Source organism: Bacillus cereus group sp. BfR-BA-01311 (genome assembly GCF_022664295.1).
Classification (GTDB): Bacteria; Bacillota; Bacilli; order Bacillales; family Bacillaceae_G; genus Bacillus_A; species Bacillus_A cereus.
In genome coordinates, this window is record NZ_JAKUHC010000001.1 from 946,868 (window position 1) to 963,617 (window position 16,750).

Sequence of the window (16,750 nt, forward strand, 5' to 3'; positions counted from 1 at the left end):
ATAACAATGACAACATGGTTTATAGTTACATTATTTGTTTTTGGAGCTATTAAAGTATTAGTTTCTAGCATGCCCACTTCTGTTGTAGAATCAATTATTAGTAAATTTGAATTGCATCAAAAGCTTGAGGCGGAAAATACTTCTATATCGATAGATGGAAAAAATATAGAGGGAGAAATGAAACTACAAGTTATTCATGAATTTAATGAGGCTTTGTTTTTAGATAAACATTATTTCCCGCCGCACGGAGAAGGGACACCCATAGTCATTGATACGAAGAAAGGGAATAAAGAGATTAGATTTTCGCTATATAGCTATGAAGAACATGTTGATGTCATTAAGCAATATAAGAAGAAAGTCGTTGCCTATCGTTTACGCTCTAAAAGCCTTCAAACATTGGCACCATTAGCAATAACGGAAGAGTATGCTTAAGAAGGGACCTATAATGGTCTCTTTATTTTTTTATCCAATTATATACGTTCCAAATAAAAGAATGAAAAATCATATAACCAAATAAAGAATATGTATGGTTCCAATTCGCGCTATGTACAAATAAACCTAAACTTTCAGCAATCTGTTCAAAAAGGCTAGCACAAATACCGATTGAAATAATAAATAAAATTCTAGAAACGTTAGATAATTTTTTTGAAATGTGTATAAAGATAACTGTTAAAATCGGCAGTACGAACAATGTAAAAGCTATATTAACCGAAAATGTGGATGAGAAGGGCCTAGCCGGAAAGGAATATATTTGTTTATGAACAAAAAAGGCATCTAAGCAAGTTCCAATAATAGAAGAGAGAAAGATTGTAACTACTAATGCTAGAAACTCATTCTTCTTCTCGGAGGAGGACATTTTTCTTTGCGAGAATGGCGAGTTCAATTTTTTCGAGTGTTTTGCAGTAGTCTTCTGTAATTTGTCCATTTATATTTTCCTCCTTATCAACTAAGTAATTTACAACTTGCCAATCAGTAAACCAATCTTCACTGTCAACTTCTTCATGCTTCATATCTCGCCATGCATAGATGAGTGCAGGGCTGTATATGCGATAAGCGCCATTTCGTAACTGGCATTTCTTTATTCGGCGCTTATAAAACTCACGGGAAAAAGATTCATTTACACTTGAAAATAAATGGGGCCAGTAATCTTTCCTTGATCCTGTATGTGGATGGTGTTGAGCCCAGCGTATTATTTGAGATAAAACATGTGTATCTCGAAATAATAATGAGTACAATCTTTTTCCAATTAATATCCGTTCATGTAAGGAAGTGAAATGTTTCATTGTATCACCAAATAGTAACACTTTTTGTTTCTTATCATTTTCGTAGAATGGGAAAAGAATATGATTAAACTGAAAGAAATCAAAGAGTTTAAATCCAATACTATTTAGTACAGTCTTTTTAAATTGTACATTTTGAATCACTCTTTTTTCTAAGTAGTTTTGTTCATTAATAATAGTGGCAATCGCTAAAGTTTTTTTGTTACCTGTTTTCCAAAAATGGTTCCACATCGTTTCCATAAATGTAGAAACATTTAGGTGAGGGAGAAGGTGAAATAACTTTTGTGATCTTTTTACACTTTGTTCGTAAAGTAAAAATTGAGGGTATACATCTTGGAAAATAAGCCAATTCCCTCTTTCTAAAAAAGAAAAAAATATGAATTGATCTTTCTCTGATAAAATTCTCGTATATAAATCGCCCTTTAAATCAGTCATATTCCAACCGCCGTTACGTGATACCATATGCCCAAGCAGTGCCCAATGTATTTCTGGATATTGAATGTAAAATTGGTAGTATGCGCGTGTTCTTGTAACATTATTTTTATTTAGCTGTTCTGTTTGTATTTTTATTTTGTTGATGATGAGTTGCTCTTCTTTCGTTAATTTATACATGGTATCAGAAGGAATAAGTTTGCTTTTTTGTTTCAATTCATTTTTTACATCGAATAGGGAGAGAGGCAGTGCTTTGGAAGGTCCGTTATATGTATGATATGAATTGTTTCGGTCCATTCCGTTACCTCCCTTTTTCATAAATTTAAACATGATTATTGGCTATGAATCATTCTATTTATTTTATTACGAGTATAAGAAATAAATGAGCGGTGTTTTTTTACAAGGAATTTATTTATCATGCAAACAGTATGGAAAATCTTACTGTTGTGAGGTGAAATGAAAAACAGAAACTAAGTTTAATAGTTTCTGTTTTTTTATTTTGTCAATTAAATGTAACAAACGACGATTAGGATTTGAATCAATTGAAAATAATTCAATAAATATTATTTAAATTGAGATGTTTCGTAGGAGGAAAAGGAATGTTAAATAAAATAATTTTAATTACTGGTGGTACAGGTTCGTGGGGGCATGAACTTATAAAACAACTATTAGAAAAATCACCGAAAGAAATTAGAGTTTTTTCAAGAAATGAAACGGTTCAGTTTGAAATGCAGCAACAGTTTATAAATGATGATAGGCTAAAATTTATTATTGGAGATATTCGTGATAAAGATCAACTAGTCTATGCATGCCAAGGTGTACATTATGTATTCCATCTTGCAGCTTTAAAACACGTTCCAGTATGTGAGTATTATCCTTATGAAGCTATAAAAACTAACATACATGGTACGCAAAATGTAATTGAAGCCTCTACACAGATGCAAGTTGAAAAAGTTATATATGTTTCAACGGATAAAGCAGCTGATCCATCAAATACGTATGGGATGACAAAAGCAATTGGTGAAAAATTAATGGTTCATGCGAATATACAAACGAAGAAAACAAAATTCATTTGTGTTCGTGGTGGAAATGTTTTAGGAACGAGTGGAAGTGTAGTACCGCTTTTTAAACAACAAATTAAAAGATCTTCAGAAGTAGGGATTACCGATGCGAATATGACTAGATTTTTCTTAACAGTTGAAGATGCTGTTGGATTGTTATTTAAAGCCGTATATCAAGGTAGAGGCGGGGAAATCTTTGTTATGAAAATGCCGGCATGTAAAATAACAGATTTAGCGGAAATATTAATTGAAGATTCAAAAAAAGAAAATATTAAGGTGAAAGAGGTAGGGATAAGACCGGGTGAAAAATTAAGTGAAATGCTTCTATCTGAGGTAGAGAGTAAAACAAGTATAAGTTTTAATCAAAATTATTTTGTGGTACTACCGACGATTCCTATCGAAGGACTTCAAGAATATTATTCTAGCTATCCGCTAGTGGATGTGAAGAGTTTTAGTTCTCAACAAGATTTACTTGCAAAACATGAGGTGAAACAAATGCTATTAAAAGGAGGGTTTTTGCGATGAAAAAAAATGCGAGCCTTTTAATAACTGGTGCAAATGGTTTCACAGGCCGCCATGCTTGCCACTATTTTTTAGAGCAGGGCTTTCATGTAATTCCTATGTTTCAAAATCGTGCACATAGAGAAAAAATTAGAAATGGTATTACGTGTAATTTAACTAATAAGAGCGAAGTAATGAAGGTAATGAAACAAATAAAGCCAGACTACGTATTGCATTTAGCAGGAAGGAATTCGGTTATAGAATCTTGGACAGCTGCTCTTGAGTATATAGAGATTAATGTAATAGGAACGTTATATTTATTAGAAGCAATTAAGCAAGAAGCCTCGCATTGTAGAACATTAGTTATAGGATCTGCTTTGCAAGCAGATAGTATGAACGAAATGAAAATTTCAAATCCATATAGTTTAAGTAAAACGATGCAAGTCATTATTGCAGAGGCTTGGGGAGGATTAATGGATTCAAATATTATCATTGCAAAGCCCTCAAACTTAATTGGTCCAGGGGTATCGAATGGTATTTGTTCGATTCTCGCAAAGAAAATAATAGATATAGAATCAGGTAGAAGTAAGGCTATTATCGAAGTAAACAGTTTGAAAGATAGTAGAGATTTTCTAGATGTACGTGATGCGGTCAAAGCGTATCATGTGTTATTACGAGATGGAATAAATGGAAAACAATATAATATCGGATCAGGAGTAAAACGATCTTTATTAGATGTACTAGAACAATATAAAGAATTAACACAGCTAAATTTTTTTATAGAGGAAACAGAGAAAAGTGGGAGCGACTCAAATGAGAGTTTAGCAACAGAGGAAATAAAAAATTTAGGTTGGATCCCAGAAATTGAATTTCATCAATCATTAAAAGATGTACTTGAGTATGCGAAGTGTAGTGACATCTGCATGCAATGAAAAACAAAAAAGGGTGTAAGAAATATATGAATGGTTATGAAGTAATAGATAATCAAAATACGCTATTTCTTTCAATTGTTGATACGCTGGACTGGAGAGATGAAGAAGCGCATGTATTGCTTATTTATGAGGCAATACATAAATATCAAGCGTATGTAGAAGAAAAAAGGGTTAATCGAATAAAGTCAGCATTAGAGACGGAAACTAGATATGTGATTCAAATCTTTGCTCAATACGAGTGTAGTGAGTATGGAAATGATTTTTATGAACTCATTAACGATCTTTTACAAGATATAGAGGTGGAGTTAAAGATTTATATAAAAAATAATAAGTTTATTTACATTTAAAAGGTAAAGAGAAAGCTAGATTTTTAATAATAAAGGTGGGTATAAGTTATGAGCAAAACGATTCTTTTTACTGGGGGCGGTACAGCCGGACACGTTATGATTAATATTGTATTAATTCCTAAATTTATAGAGAAAGGCTGGAGAGTCGAGTATATTGGATCCAAAAATGGAATTGAAAAATCATTAGTGCAAAATGTTAAATACAATAGTGTTTCAACGGGAAAGCTTAGGAGATATTGGGATTGGGAGAATTTTAAAGATCCTTTTAAAATTATACGCGGTTGTTTACAAAGTTATAATTTAATTAAGAAAACAAAGCCTGACGTTATCTTTTCAGCAGGAGGATTTGTTTCAGTTCCTGTAGCTATAGGAGCATGGTTAAATCGTGTGCCTATAATTATACGTGAACCAGATAGCACATTAGGGCTTGCCAATAAAATAGCATTACCTTTTGCTACAAAGCTATGCACAACATTTCCTCAGGCAGGAGAAAATGTAAGTAATGAGAAGAAGGTTTATGTAGGACCAATTGTAAGGGAAGAAATTGAGAAGGGTAACGTATTACGAGGAAGAAGATATTGTGAATTTCAGCAAGATAAACCAGTATTATTAATTATGGGTGGGAGTCAAGGTGCTAAGTGGATAAATGATATGGTAAGGGAATGTTTAGATACAATACTATTAAACTTTAATATTATTCATATATGTGGTAAAGGGAAGGTAGACCCATCTATTGGCATGGAGGGATATATGCAATTTGAATATATAGGCGACGAGTTGCCGCATATACTAAATATGGCAAGTGTTGTAGTTTCTAGAGCGGGTTCTACTGCTATTTCTGAATTGTTATTTTTGAAGAAACCGATGTTGCTTATCCCGTTAACTAACAGTTCCAGTAGGGGAGATCAAGTTTTAAATGCTGAATATTTTTCACGGCAAGGATATGCGGAAGTTATACTCCAAGACAGAGTAAGTACGAATACATTTATACATGCAGTAAATAAGTTGTATACAAATAAGGAGAAATATATTCAAAACATGAATGGATATAAGAAAACAAATGATGAGGGAATTCATCAAATAATAGATATAATAAATGAAGTGGTGAAGTAATAGAAATGTAAATAGAAAAACAAAAGGAAAGAAGGTATCTTCTTTCCTTTTTGCTATATTTGTTCTAATTAGTTATGTACTATGGGTGAATGCCGTTTTCTAATAGCTCAGTAAATGCATGAATATGAATAGGTTTACTGTAATAATAACCTTGAATAAACTGACATTTATTTTTTTGAAGGAAATTTACGTGCTCTTTCGTTTCTACACCTTCAGCAATGACAGACATTCCTAATGTATTTGCTAATGTGATGATCGTTTTAATAATTTCCATTCCATCATCACATGTTTCAGACATTGTAATAAATTCTCTCGGGATTTTTAACGTATCAATTGGATACAAAGGTAAGTAGGCTAGCGAAGAATAACCTGTACCAAAATCGTCGATAGAAATGTGAATCCCTAAACTTTTTAGTGTACGCAGTTTTATCAATGTTTCTCGCTCATCCATCATTGCAATTCGCTCTGTTAATTCAAGATCAAGAGAGCTTGCTGGTAAACCTGTATTTGTTAAAGTAGAAGAAATAGATTTTACAAAATCCTCTTGTTCAAATTCCTTAGCAGATAAATTTACACCTATTTTTAAATGTGAATATCCGAGTGCGTGCCAACGTTTCATTTGTTTACAAGCCTGCTCTAATGTCCATTTACCTATTGAAATAATTTGTAGTGTTTCTTCTGCAATCGGAATAAACTCGTATGGAGAAATAATACCTAATTCAGGATGATTCCACCTAATTAAAGCTTCTGCACCGATAATTTTATTAGATTCACTATCAACTTGAGGTTGATACAAAAGGAACAATTCTTCATTTTGTAGTGCGTTTGGTAAATCTTTTTCTAATCGTAATCGTCTTTCAATTTTTTTAGCGATTACATCGTCATAAATAGAGACAGAATTAAGCTCTTTTGCTTTTGCATCATACATTGCAACATTAGCGTTTTTCAGAAGTGTAGCGGTATCGATTCCGGAATGTGGATAAATAGCGATGCCGATACTCAGTGATAAAGTTAATTTATGCTCATGTATGATAAATGACTTTTTCATGCATTTAAATAATTGGTTACATAATTGGAATAAGTAATCTTCGTCAGTATAGTTTTCAATTATGATTGTAAATTCATCGCCACCGATTCTTGAAAGATGAGTATGTGATGGAAGACATGATTGGAAGCGCTTTGCTACTTCTTCTAATATGTAGTCTCCTGATGAATGTCCAAGTGTATCGTTAATTGCTTTAAAGCGATCTAAATCTAAATATAATAATGCGAACTCGCTTTCTGTTATTTCAGCATTTTTTATAACTCTCTTTAATTTCTTATGGAAAAAGGCACGGTTACCAATTTTCGTTACAGTGTCATGGAATGCTAAATATTTTATTTCTTCTTGCTGTTTTTTTAGTGCAGTAATATCTTTCACCATAATATAGCTTCCTGAAATTTGTCCGTCTATTATAATAGGAATGATTGTAACGTATAAAAAATAAGTAAAGCCATCTTTATATTGAGAACTAAGTTGTAAGGATGCCGATTCTTGTTGTTTCACTTTCTCTAACGCCAATGCTAGCTTATGCTTATCTTCATCTAAAATAATCGAAAAACAAGTTTCACCGAGTAACTCATCTGTTGGTGCTCCAAGTAGTACACTCCCAGCCTTATTTACATTTAAGAATATTCCATTTAAATCAATGGTGAAAATAGGGTCAGGATGATATTCATATAATGATTTGAATTTTTGTTGTTTTTGAGAAAGAGCCTCTGATTTATGAACTAAATCAGAAGTCCGTAAAGTAACTTTTTCTTCTAGTTGGGCATTAAATGCCTGCAAACGTTTTGTTAAGGAATTGTTTTGCATACGTACGATAGAATGACGAATGAGTACGAAAATAAAAGTAATACAATTTCCTGTAATGAGAGTTGAAGATGATGTTTGTTCTTTTAATGTAAACCCGATTAGTATTGCAACAGCAAGATAGGGAAATACAACTAAAGCTTTTTTTCCTATTATAGGGTTTACAAGGAAATAATTTTTATGGCTATTATGATCTTCTGAAATAGAGCCAGCTATTGCAATAAGTAATATAGGTATTCTATATAAAAGACGTAATAATATTATCGTTTCAGTTGATAAGTGATTATTTAAGTAAAAATAAATATAGTTAAAAGTTGCAGAACTTATTAATACAAAAATAAAGATATAAATTTTCCGTTTGGAATTAAAAATTGTTGGACGGAAAAAGAGACTAACACCTAGCAGTAGAAATAATAAATCTGCAATTGGGTATAAAAATGAAAGGAAAACATCTCCTAGTGAAAGAGCGAATATATTTAAATTTGGTTGATTAAATAAATACCATTCTAATGTAAATATGGAAGTAAGCACTATGCATATATCACAAATAAAGAACGCTTTTTCCCATTTATTGCATTCCTTTAAGATTTTATAGCAGAAAGCGATAAGACAGAAAAATAGAAAAAACATGTAAAATACATCAGAAACCGTAAAACGATGTATTGGAATTTCGAAGAAGCTATCTTGATATGTATATACTATTTTCCCTAATAAAAAACTACCAATTGCTATTGTAATACATATCCAAAACGGATTTGAACTGACTTTTTTAGAATATATAGAGTAAATCAGTGATACAAATGTAATGGCTTCAACGACAAGTGAAGCGAAGCGTACATCTGAATTTGAAAAATGAGTAGGGAACAGATAGAAAAACATAAAATAGATTGAATAGCATATTAATGTTCCGATTAATATACATAATTGTAAATTTTTATTTAATTTCAATGAAATCACCTTCTTTAATTATGCACTATGTTCGTTATATCTATACATAATAATATTATTTAAGAATTGTATCAGATTTCCTTATAAAAATCATGTTTATAAGGAAAGTGTTAAAGAGTGTAAGTATTCTTAAGGTTGAAAAAATATTGCGGTTGATAGTATAGACTGTATCAAGACTTTAAATAGAAATTGTATATTTAGTCATCCTTTGAATTGTAAAGTTTTTTTAGTGATTTGTAAGTGGAGATGCAAAATTGCATATAAAATGATGAGTATCTTTTTTTGGTGAGCTTTTTATTTTTAATCTGAAGATTAATATTTGTGAAAATGTTGAGAAAAGATATAAAATAAGAACGTGTATTCTTACAGAGTGGAATAGTATTGCCACTAAATAGGGAGGCTTTTTTATGATATATCGAATTAAAGATGCAGAAATATACTATGAAATTGTGGGAGGGGGTAAACCGGTCATTATCATACATGGCTGCACCCCTGACCATAGGTTAATGATGAAATGTATGGAATCAGTATTTCAGAAATATGAAGGTTATAAGCGAATATATATTGATTTACCTGGAATGGGAAAATCGAATGCTCCAAATTGGATAAATAGTTCAGATCGTATAGTAGAAGTGCTTATCACATTTATTGAGGAAATCATTTCTACTGAAAAATTTTTATTGGTAGGAGAATCATATGGAGGCTATTTAGCCAAAGGTATACTTGCAAAGATGTTTGAGAGAGTTAGCGGATTACTATTAGTATGTCCTGTTGTTGTAGCGGAGCCAGAAAAAAGGATTCTTCCAGATAAACAGGTAATTGTACAAGATGAGGAATTTTTAAATACGCTCACTTCCACAGAAAGAGAGGAGTTTTGTGAGTTAGCTGTAATAGCAAATGAATATACATATAAGCGATTTAAAGAAGAAATTAAGCCTGGGTTAGATGTTGCTAATTATGAATTTATTGAAAGGTTGCAAAAGAATTACTCTCTTACTATGGATTTTCAGCATGAAAAATATGAAAATCCCGTTCTTTTACTGACTGGAAGACAAGATATATCAGTAGGTTATCAAAATATTATAGAAATTATTGAAGAATATCCAAGGGCAACATTAGCAGTGTTAGATATGGCAGGGCATAATTTGCAAATTGAGCAGCCTGAATTATTTGAGAGTTTAGTAGGAGAATGGATTAGACGAACAAATCAGCACAGTTTATAAAGTATTTTAGTATTACCCCTAAGTGTTGAAATGGGATAAATGAACGTGATTTATTAACTTATCTCGCTATTTGCCGGGCAGCCCGATTAGTGAGGGCTGATTAACGTTTCACTTTATAAAAAATTTTCAGGAGAAATTATGAGCACATATATTTATATGGTTAGACATGGTGAATCACCAAAACTAGAAGGAAATGAAAGAATGCGTGGATTAACTGAGAGGGGACATATGGATGCCCGTAGAGTAACTGACATATTAAAAGCGGAGAGGATTGATACTTTTATTTCCAGTCCTTATAATCGGGCTATGCTAACGATAGAGGAGTCAGCTAATTTCCATGAAAAAGAAATAGTAGTATATGAAAATCTTAAAGAGTGTATGTTTTCAAGTGAGGATCAGGTTATATCAGACAAAGAGGTGTATCCACTTGTACAGAAGATGTTCTCTAATCCTGACTTTGCACGAACGGAAGGAGAGTCATATGCAGATTGCCAGAGAAGAGTAGTGAAAGTATTAAAAGAAATCTTAATGGATTTTCGAGGATGCAAAATTGTAATTGGTACACATGGGCTTGTCATGACATTAATGATGAACTATTTTGATAAACAATATGGTTTTGAATTTTTAATGAATACGTCAAAACCGGATATATATAAGATGGAATTTAAAGAAGAACAATTAATGAATGTAGAGAGATTATGGAAAGCTGAATAAAATTAGTTGCATGGATTTTGTTGTAAAAGTTACTTTTATAGCAAAGTCTTTTTTTGAATAGAAAGCATCTTTATCAACTATTGTTAGAATGTTAAATAAATAAGTAATTATTCAGTCTTTGAATAAATTATGGAGAAATTGGTTTAGGGAAACAATTTTAAATGTGTCAAAATTCCAAACGTTGGATTTATATTCAATAGGAGAAAAAGATGTAGAATTTTGTCTTACAGTCCCCGTTTACTTTTCATTTCATTACATATAGGCTTTGTGGTGTAAGGGAGGACATTGCCTTTACGTAAAATCTATAAGGAGGTCATTGTAATGAAACAGATTAAAAAGTTTGCGGGAGTTGCTTTAGCGGGGACGATTGGATTAAGTGGATTACTGTTTTTAGAACCAAGTGTAAGCGTTGCGGAAGCACAGCAAGTGAAAGTAGAAAATTTCAATACAATTGATGTAACGATGAATCTAAATGAATTGTATGTATTAAGTGGCAGAAGCATTGATATTCTTTCTGGAGATAAAGAAGCAATTCAGTTAAATAAATACACAATTAGTTTTAATAAACCTGGGAAGTATGTGATTAAAGTAAATGGCTGTATTTATGATGATGTATATACTTTTATTGTAAATGAGTAGTATATATTCTTAAATTGCGAGATAAAAACAGAAACACCCTATTTGCGATGAGAGTCGTAAATAGGGTGAATTTATTTGTATTAAGCTGTACTTTAAATATGTTCACTAATTTTCTTTTTGTTATGTAAAAGTGTTAACAATGTAAATGAAATATACATCTTCACAGTCAAAAAAGTTAAAATATTTCGTTTTAAGGATTATAATGGAGGGAGGAACATAAAAGGGAGTGAATGAACTTGAAACAAGAACTTATTGAAAGATTTACGAGATATGTAAAAATTGATACGCAATCAAATGAAGAAAGTCATACAGTACCAACAACACCAGGACAAATTGAGTTTGGTAAGTTATTAGTGGAAGAGCTAAAAGAAATTGGTTTAACAGAAGTAACGATGGATGATAATGGCTATGTAATGGCAACACTTCCAGCTAATACGGACAAGGATGTTCCTGTAATCGGATTTTTAGCCCATTTAGATACGGCAACAGACTTTACAGGGAAAAACGTCAAACCACAAATTCATGAAAATTTTGATGGTAATGCAATTACGTTAAATGAAGAGCTAAATGTTGTGTTAACACCAGAGCAGTTTCCGGAATTACCATCATATAAAGGACATACCATTATTACAACTGATGGTACAACACTTCTAGGAGCAGATGATAAAGCTGGTCTTACAGAAATTATGGTTGCAATGAACCATTTAATACATAATCCGCAAATTAAGCACGGGAAAATAAGAGTAGCATTTACACCGGATGAAGAAATTGGTCGTGGGCCAGCGCATTTTGATGTAGAAGCGTTTGGTGCATCATTCGCTTATACGATGGATGGAGGTCCATTAGGTGGTTTAGAGTATGAAAGTTTTAATGCTGCAGGTGCTAAGTTAACGTTTAACGGAACGAATACACATCCTGGAACAGCAAAAAATAAAATGCGCAATGCTACTAAACTTGCTATGGAATTTAATGGGTATTTACCAGTAGAAGATGCGCCAGAATATACAGAAGGCTATGAAGGATTCTATCATTTACTTTCTTTAAATGGTGATGTTGAGCAAAGTAAAGCATATTATATTATTCGAGACTTTGATCGTGAAAATTTTGAGGCACGTAAAAATAACGTTAAAAATATTGTGAAGACTATGCAAGAAAAATATGGCGAAGATGCAGTCGTTTTAGAAATGAATGATCAATACTATAACATGCTTGAAAAAATTGAACCGGTAAGAGAAATTGTTGATATTGCATATGAAGCAATGAAAAGTTTAGACATTGAACCAAATATTCATCCGATTCGCGGAGGCACAGATGGATCACAATTATCATATATGGGATTACCGACGCCGAATATTTTCACTGGTGGTGAAAACTATCACGGTAAATTTGAGTATGTTTCGGTAGATACTATGGAAAAAGCCGTTCAAGTTATTGTGGAAATTGCAAGACGTTTTGAGGAGCAAGCTTAAAAAAGAACCAAGTAGTACGAATGTGCTACTTGGTTCTTTTAATATAGTACTCGCCACAAATAAAAAGTCGCATAAGACTCCCAATTAGCCCAGTTTGCCGCGAAATCTTTTATTTTATTTTTTGTCGGTTTATTTTCGGAACCTGTTAAAAATTTAATTGCATTATGCAGACCAACATCATCAATTGGAAAAGCCGAAGGAAATCTTAAACAACGCATTAAAACATAGTTGGCAGTCCATGGTCCTATACCATGGATAGCAGTTAATTGTTTCTCAGCAACCTTTACATCTTGTGTTTGCAGTAAATCCTCTTTTGATAATTTTCTCTCTGTAATAAGCTTCGCAATACCGATTAAATATTCACATTTTCTAGTCGTCATTTTTAATTGTTGAAGATTTTCTACATGTAGATTTGCAATTGTTTCAGGTGATGGGAATATCCAATGTTTTCTACCGTCCCATTCTACATAACTTCCAAATTGCTCAACTAATCTCCTTTTTAGTGTATAAGCATATGTTAGGTTAATTTGTTGACCGATAATTCCCCAGGAAAGTGCCTCAAATAAGTCTGGAATGCCTAAAGTACGAAGGCCATAATATTGTTCAATTGGTCCTTGAAGGAGTAAATCATGTTTAGCTAATGTATAAAATGGGGCTAAATCAGTAGTTAAATCAAACCATTCTTTTACATAGTTAACTACAGCTTCACGTATCGATTTTTCAGATGTATATGGTTCTTCTAAACAACGTATTTGAATATTCCCATCTGTATTCACACTAATTTCAACTAAAGGATTTACATCTTGAACAGGGATAACTTTATAAATTTTGTTATCTTCAATATGGAACATACATTCATTGTTAGAGCGTGATAGATAACGTAAATTTTCTTGGAAACAAAATTCTTTTGGAACTGCTATAGATAATGCGCTATTATATTCTGCTGTCATATGAATTCCACCTGCAACTTTTCTAATGTAAGCAATTTTTTCTTCATTTCTAATCCACCCCTAAATCCGGTTAGTTTCCCATTCTTCCCAATAACGCGGTGACAAGGAATGGTAATAAGAAGAGGGTTAGCAGCAATAGCAGAAGCAACGGCGCGCACAGCTTTAGGTTTTTGAATTCTTTCAGCAATTTCTGTATAAGAATATGTCTTTCCATAAGGAATTTCACGTACCGTATTCCAAACAGATAATTGAAAATTAGTTCCATAAGCATCGATAGGAAATGTAAAAGTTTCTCGCTTGTTTTCTAAATACTCGATAACTTCTTGCGTATATATTTGCAAGTAATCTGGACTATGAGTCAATATATGTTGGGGCAGTTTTTTTCTAGCCCATATATTTAATTCTTCAAAGTTTTCGTCTTGTGATCCAATGAAACATAGTCCATTTTCAGTTGCAGCAATATGAAATCGCCAATTTTCATGTGTAAGTAGCGTCCAATATATATAATTATTTTTGTAGGAATTCATTATCGTATCCCTCTTTCATTTCGTTCTTTTTTCGATATTCAGTAGGAGTAAATCCGGTTTTCTTTTTAAATAAAGTTGCGAAATACTCTGGGTTTTCTATCCCGACAGCAGTACTAATTTCTTTAATAGATTGATTTGTGTGTAAAAGGTATTCGGTTGCTTTAAGAACCCTGAATTGTTGTATATATTCTATAGGAGTTAACCCTATTATTCTTTTGAAAGTACGTTGTAAATGAAAAGGGCTACCGTGACACATTTCCGCAAGCATGTCGAGAGTTAAGGATTCGTCATAATGCTTTTCGATATAGTCTTTAATTTGTTCTACCCACTCTTCATTAGGTAAAGTGATCCCATTTGGCTTACAACGTTTGCACGGGCGAAAGTTCTCACTTAATGCTTGCTCTGCATGATGAAAAATTCGTACATTGTTTCTATTCGGTATTCTTGATTTGCATGATGGTCTGCAAAAGATTCCAGTTGATTTCACAGCATAAAAGAATTTGCTATCATAGGAAGAATCATTATGAATAATTGCTTGCCAATACTCATTTGTTAATGTAACTCCTTCATTGTGCATAGAACATCACCTCTGAAATTAGTATAACCTGAATAAAGTGCGTATGTATGTATTCATAAATGTAAGAGCAAGATTACAAAGGTGAAAATATGATTGTTTTCTATTTTGTGATAGCATGAAATTTGGAAATAAACATCAAGAGGAGGACTATAGATGAAGTTAATTTCATGGAATGTAAATGGTTTGCGAGCTGTTATCGCAAAAGGTGGATTTTTGGAATATCTTGAGGAATCAAGTGCTGACATATTTTGTCTACAAGAGATTAAATTACAAGAAGGGCAAATTGATTTAAATTTAGAGGGATATTATACATACTGGAATTATGCTGTGAAAAAAGGATATTCAGGAACTGCTATTTTTTCGAAAAAAGAACCGCTTTCAGTTACATATGGTTTAGGCATTGAAGAGCATGATCAAGAAGGGCGACTTATTACTTTAGAATTCGAAGATTTTCACATGATAACGTTATATACACCAAATTCAAAACGTGGATTAGAACGATTAGATTACAGAATGAAATGGGAAGATGATTTCAGGTCCTATATCAAACGATTAGATGAGAAGAAACCAGTTATTTTTTGTGGAGACTTAAATGTTGCTCATAAAGAAATCGATTTGAAAAATCCGAAAAGTAATCGTGAAAATCCTGGATTCTCTGATGAGGAACGAGAGAAATTTTCATGTATTTTAGAAGAAGGATTTATTGATACATATCGTTACCTTTATCCTAATCAAGAAGGTGCATACTCGTGGTGGTCGTATCGTATGGGCGCGAGAGCGAAAAATATCGGATGGCGTTTAGATTATTTTGTTATTTCGGAAAGAATGAAAGACCAAATAACAGAAGCGAAAATTAATAGTGAAGTAATGGGGTCAGACCATTGTCCAGTTGAATTACATATAAATTTCTAAAAAAAAGAAGTATCTCCCTAATATTAGGGAGATACTTCTTTTTTTAATTCAGTTTGTTAAAATTTTTCAAATCATTCTTGAAATAATTTCATATTAAATATATACTTAGTAACGATAATCATTATCAGTGAAAATGATTATCAAGTGATGAAGGCGTAAAAGAATTATAGTCTAGGGGAAGTGAACGGGAATGAGTTCTGGATAAAATTATTAATCTAATGAAATATATATATGGGACAAGGTTCATATAGTTAAATTTTATTGAGAATATAGTTTGAAAATTCGAGAGGAGACATATAAAGATGAACAAGAAATTATTTACTTTAGGGATGGTTACAGTTTTAAGTGTAGGTTTAGCGGCATGTAATAGTGCGGATAAAACTTCAGGCGAGCAAAAACAACAGACAAAAGCTACGGAAACGAAAAAAGATGAAAAACGAAAAATCACATATTTAGGTAAAGAGTATACAGTGCCAGCAAAAGTAGATAAAATTGCGACAGCTAGTTTAGAGTCAATGGAAGATGCGGCAGTACTTGGAATTAAACCAGTTGGTGCCATTACTGTAGGTGGTAAATTACCAAAATATCTTGAAAAAGAGTTAGAAGGTGCTAAATCTGTTGGTGAGAAAATGCAACCCAATTTCGAAACATTACTACAATTAAAACCAGATGTTATTACATCGAGTACGAAATTCCCAGCAGAAACAGCTGAAAAGTTTACGAAAGTAGCTCCTACATTCCCGGTATCACACGTTTCAACAAATTGGGAAGATAACTTAAAGTTAATGGGAGAATTAACTGGTAAAAAAGATAAAGCCGAAAAAATTATTAAGGATTACAATTCGGACGCTGAAAAAGCAAAAGCAAAACTAGGAGATAAGTTAAAAGATAAAAAAGTACTTGTCATAAGACTAAGAGCAAACGAATTATTCCTATATCCAGAAGGAGTATACTTCAATCCTGTAATTTATAAAGATCTTGGACTAACTGCTCCAGAACAATTGAAAACTGTAAAAGCACAAGAGAAAATTTCATTTGAAAAACTTGCTGAACTTAACCCAGATTATATTTTCTTACAATATGAGGCAAGTGAAAATAAAAACCCGAAAGTGTTAGAAGAAATTGAAAGTAATCCAATTTGGCAAAGTATGAATGCTGCGAAGGAAAAGAAAGTATTTGTAAATGTTGTAGATCCAATGGCACAAGGTGGTACAGCTTGGAGTAAAACAGCATTCTTAAAAGAAGCCGTGAAAAATTTATCTAAATAATACAA

General features: G+C 32.3%; 17 protein-coding genes. 11 read left to right on the forward strand and 6 right to left on the reverse strand.

The genetic code is table 11. The annotated features are described in order from the left end of the window. Positions 1 to 6 precede the first annotated feature (6 nt). Positions 7 to 432, forward strand: coding sequence for a YfmQ family protein (locus MR136_RS05000; protein WP_000214634.1), 426 nt, complete (start codon positions 7 to 9; stop codon positions 430 to 432). A 22-nt stretch (positions 433 to 454) separates the two neighbouring features. Here MR136_RS05000 and MR136_RS05005 read toward each other — a convergent pair whose 3' ends face one another. Both MR136_RS05005 and MR136_RS05010 read right to left on the reverse strand, forming a co-directional pair. Next, positions 455 to 856, reverse strand: a complete 402-nt coding sequence (locus MR136_RS05005; RefSeq protein WP_033693203.1) for a CBO0543 family protein — start codon at positions 854 to 856, stop codon at positions 455 to 457. Continuing rightward, positions 831 to 2,009: a DUF2515 domain-containing protein gene (locus tag MR136_RS05010; protein WP_061457633.1), complete on the reverse strand. Its 1,179-nt coding sequence runs from the start codon at positions 2,007 to 2,009 to the stop codon at positions 831 to 833. The genes MR136_RS05005 and MR136_RS05010 overlap by 26 nt, the downstream gene beginning before the upstream one ends. 302 nt (positions 2,010 to 2,311) lie before the next feature. Here MR136_RS05010 and MR136_RS05015 point away from each other — a divergent pair, with 302 nt between their 5' ends. Genes MR136_RS05015 through MR136_RS05030 form a run of 4 tightly spaced genes read left to right on the forward strand, consistent with a single transcriptional unit; the run spans position 2,312 to position 5,666 of the window. After that, positions 2,312 to 3,298, forward strand: a complete 987-nt coding sequence (locus tag MR136_RS05015; RefSeq protein ID WP_017672883.1) for a UDP-N-acetylglucosamine 4,6-dehydratase family protein — start codon at positions 2,312 to 2,314, stop codon at positions 3,296 to 3,298. After that, positions 3,295 to 4,206 carry an SDR family oxidoreductase gene (locus MR136_RS05020; RefSeq protein WP_000739077.1) on the forward strand — a complete coding sequence of 304 codons (912 nt, stop codon included), beginning with the start codon at positions 3,295 to 3,297 and terminating at the stop codon, positions 4,204 to 4,206. The genes MR136_RS05015 and MR136_RS05020 overlap by 4 nt, the downstream gene beginning before the upstream one ends. Then, positions 4,203 to 4,553: a DUF6572 domain-containing protein gene (locus MR136_RS05025; RefSeq protein ID WP_002164458.1), complete on the forward strand. Its 351-nt coding sequence runs from the start codon at positions 4,203 to 4,205 to the stop codon at positions 4,551 to 4,553. Before MR136_RS05020 ends, MR136_RS05025 begins: the two co-directional genes overlap by 4 nt. Positions 4,554 to 4,601: 48 nt before the next feature. Next, on the forward strand, positions 4,602 to 5,666 hold the full coding sequence (locus tag MR136_RS05030; RefSeq protein WP_061457631.1) for an undecaprenyldiphospho-muramoylpentapeptide beta-N-acetylglucosaminyltransferase: 1,065 nt from the start codon (positions 4,602 to 4,604) through the stop codon (positions 5,664 to 5,666). A gap of 79 nt (positions 5,667 to 5,745) precedes the next feature. Here the strand turns inward: MR136_RS05030 and MR136_RS05035 are convergent, their stop codons facing one another. Continuing rightward, entirely contained in the window at positions 5,746 to 8,466 is a 2,721-nt protein-coding gene (locus MR136_RS05035; RefSeq protein WP_000773557.1) for a sensor domain-containing protein, read from the reverse strand. 407 nt (positions 8,467 to 8,873) lie between these two features. Between MR136_RS05035 and MR136_RS05040 the strand changes: the two genes are divergently transcribed. From MR136_RS05040 to pepT, 4 genes are all read left to right on the forward strand, one after another. Continuing rightward, positions 8,874 to 9,689 (forward strand): alpha/beta fold hydrolase, encoded by an 816-nt coding sequence (locus tag MR136_RS05040; RefSeq protein ID WP_061457628.1) that lies wholly within the window; start codon positions 8,874 to 8,876, stop codon positions 9,687 to 9,689. Positions 9,690 to 9,827: 138 nt separating this feature from the next. Further along, positions 9,828 to 10,403 carry a histidine phosphatase family protein gene (locus tag MR136_RS05045; RefSeq protein WP_000109179.1) on the forward strand — a complete coding sequence of 192 codons (576 nt, stop codon included), beginning with the start codon at positions 9,828 to 9,830 and terminating at the stop codon, positions 10,401 to 10,403. Between the two features lie 321 nt (positions 10,404 to 10,724). Beyond that, positions 10,725 to 11,042, forward strand: coding sequence for a hypothetical protein (locus MR136_RS05050; protein WP_000809495.1), 318 nt, complete (start codon positions 10,725 to 10,727; stop codon positions 11,040 to 11,042). Positions 11,043 to 11,278: 236 nt separating this feature from the next. After that, positions 11,279 to 12,511, forward strand: coding sequence for a peptidase T (pepT, locus tag MR136_RS05055; RefSeq protein WP_002164459.1), 1,233 nt, complete (start codon positions 11,279 to 11,281; stop codon positions 12,509 to 12,511). A gap of 38 nt (positions 12,512 to 12,549) precedes the next feature. On the opposite strand, the gene MR136_RS05060 is transcribed toward pepT, so the two are convergent. The 3 genes from MR136_RS05060 to MR136_RS05070 are packed head-to-tail and all read right to left on the reverse strand — an operon-like array spanning position 12,550 to position 14,565. Beyond that, entirely contained in the window at positions 12,550 to 13,461 is a 912-nt protein-coding gene (locus tag MR136_RS05060; RefSeq protein ID WP_061457625.1) for a DNA glycosylase, read from the reverse strand. Next, the gene (locus MR136_RS05065; protein ID WP_017672885.1) at positions 13,458 to 13,988 is read right to left on the reverse strand and encodes a methylated-DNA--[protein]-cysteine S-methyltransferase; all 531 of its coding nucleotides are present in this window, start codon (positions 13,986 to 13,988) and stop codon (positions 13,458 to 13,460) included. The genes MR136_RS05060 and MR136_RS05065 overlap by 4 nt, the downstream gene beginning before the upstream one ends. Beyond that, a complete protein-coding gene (locus MR136_RS05070; protein WP_000551322.1) occupies positions 13,969 to 14,565 on the reverse strand; it encodes a bifunctional transcriptional activator/DNA repair enzyme AdaA in 597 nt (198 codons plus the stop codon). Before MR136_RS05070 ends, MR136_RS05065 begins: the two co-directional genes overlap by 20 nt. 153 nt (positions 14,566 to 14,718) lie before the next feature. Between MR136_RS05070 and MR136_RS05075 the strand changes: the two genes are divergently transcribed. Then, positions 14,719 to 15,477 carry an exodeoxyribonuclease III gene (locus MR136_RS05075; RefSeq protein WP_242259266.1) on the forward strand — a complete coding sequence of 253 codons (759 nt, stop codon included), beginning with the start codon at positions 14,719 to 14,721 and terminating at the stop codon, positions 15,475 to 15,477. A gap of 302 nt (positions 15,478 to 15,779) precedes the next feature. Then, positions 15,780 to 16,745, forward strand: a complete 966-nt coding sequence (locus tag MR136_RS05080; RefSeq protein ID WP_001035506.1) for an iron-hydroxamate ABC transporter substrate-binding protein — start codon at positions 15,780 to 15,782, stop codon at positions 16,743 to 16,745. Positions 16,746 to 16,750: the final 5 nt, after the last annotated feature.

What these genes read in the sequence shown, in the direction of transcription:
- MR136_RS05065 (WP_017672885.1), bottom strand. Translation starts at nt 13,988, where the DNA reads ATGAATTCCTACAAAAATAATTATATATATTGGACGCTACTTACACAT.
- MR136_RS05075 (WP_242259266.1), top strand. Translation starts at nt 14,719, where the DNA reads ATGAAGTTAATTTCATGGAATGTAAATGGTTTGCGAGCTGTTATCGCA.
- MR136_RS05020 (WP_000739077.1), top strand. Translation starts at nt 3,295, where the DNA reads ATGAAAAAAAATGCGAGCCTTTTAATAACTGGTGCAAATGGTTTCACA.
- MR136_RS05050 (WP_000809495.1), top strand. Translation starts at nt 10,725, where the DNA reads ATGAAACAGATTAAAAAGTTTGCGGGAGTTGCTTTAGCGGGGACGATT.
- MR136_RS05060 (WP_061457625.1), bottom strand. Translation starts at nt 13,461, where the DNA reads ATGACAGCAGAATATAATAGCGCATTATCTATAGCAGTTCCAAAAGAA.
- MR136_RS05025 (WP_002164458.1), top strand. Translation starts at nt 4,203, where the DNA reads ATGAAAAACAAAAAAGGGTGTAAGAAATATATGAATGGTTATGAAGTA.
- MR136_RS05005 (WP_033693203.1), bottom strand. Translation starts at nt 856, where the DNA reads ATGTCCTCCTCCGAGAAGAAGAATGAGTTTCTAGCATTAGTAGTTACA.
- MR136_RS05080 (WP_001035506.1), top strand. Translation starts at nt 15,780, where the DNA reads ATGAACAAGAAATTATTTACTTTAGGGATGGTTACAGTTTTAAGTGTA.
- MR136_RS05010 (WP_061457633.1), bottom strand. Translation starts at nt 2,009, where the DNA reads ATGGACCGAAACAATTCATATCATACATATAACGGACCTTCCAAAGCA.
- MR136_RS05070 (WP_000551322.1), bottom strand. Translation starts at nt 14,565, where the DNA reads ATGCACAATGAAGGAGTTACATTAACAAATGAGTATTGGCAAGCAATT.
- MR136_RS05030 (WP_061457631.1), top strand. Translation starts at nt 4,602, where the DNA reads ATGAGCAAAACGATTCTTTTTACTGGGGGCGGTACAGCCGGACACGTT.
- MR136_RS05045 (WP_000109179.1), top strand. Translation starts at nt 9,828, where the DNA reads ATGAGCACATATATTTATATGGTTAGACATGGTGAATCACCAAAACTA.
- MR136_RS05015 (WP_017672883.1), top strand. Translation starts at nt 2,312, where the DNA reads ATGTTAAATAAAATAATTTTAATTACTGGTGGTACAGGTTCGTGGGGG.
- MR136_RS05000 (WP_000214634.1), top strand. Translation starts at nt 7, where the DNA reads ATGACAACATGGTTTATAGTTACATTATTTGTTTTTGGAGCTATTAAA.
- MR136_RS05040 (WP_061457628.1), top strand. Translation starts at nt 8,874, where the DNA reads ATGATATATCGAATTAAAGATGCAGAAATATACTATGAAATTGTGGGA.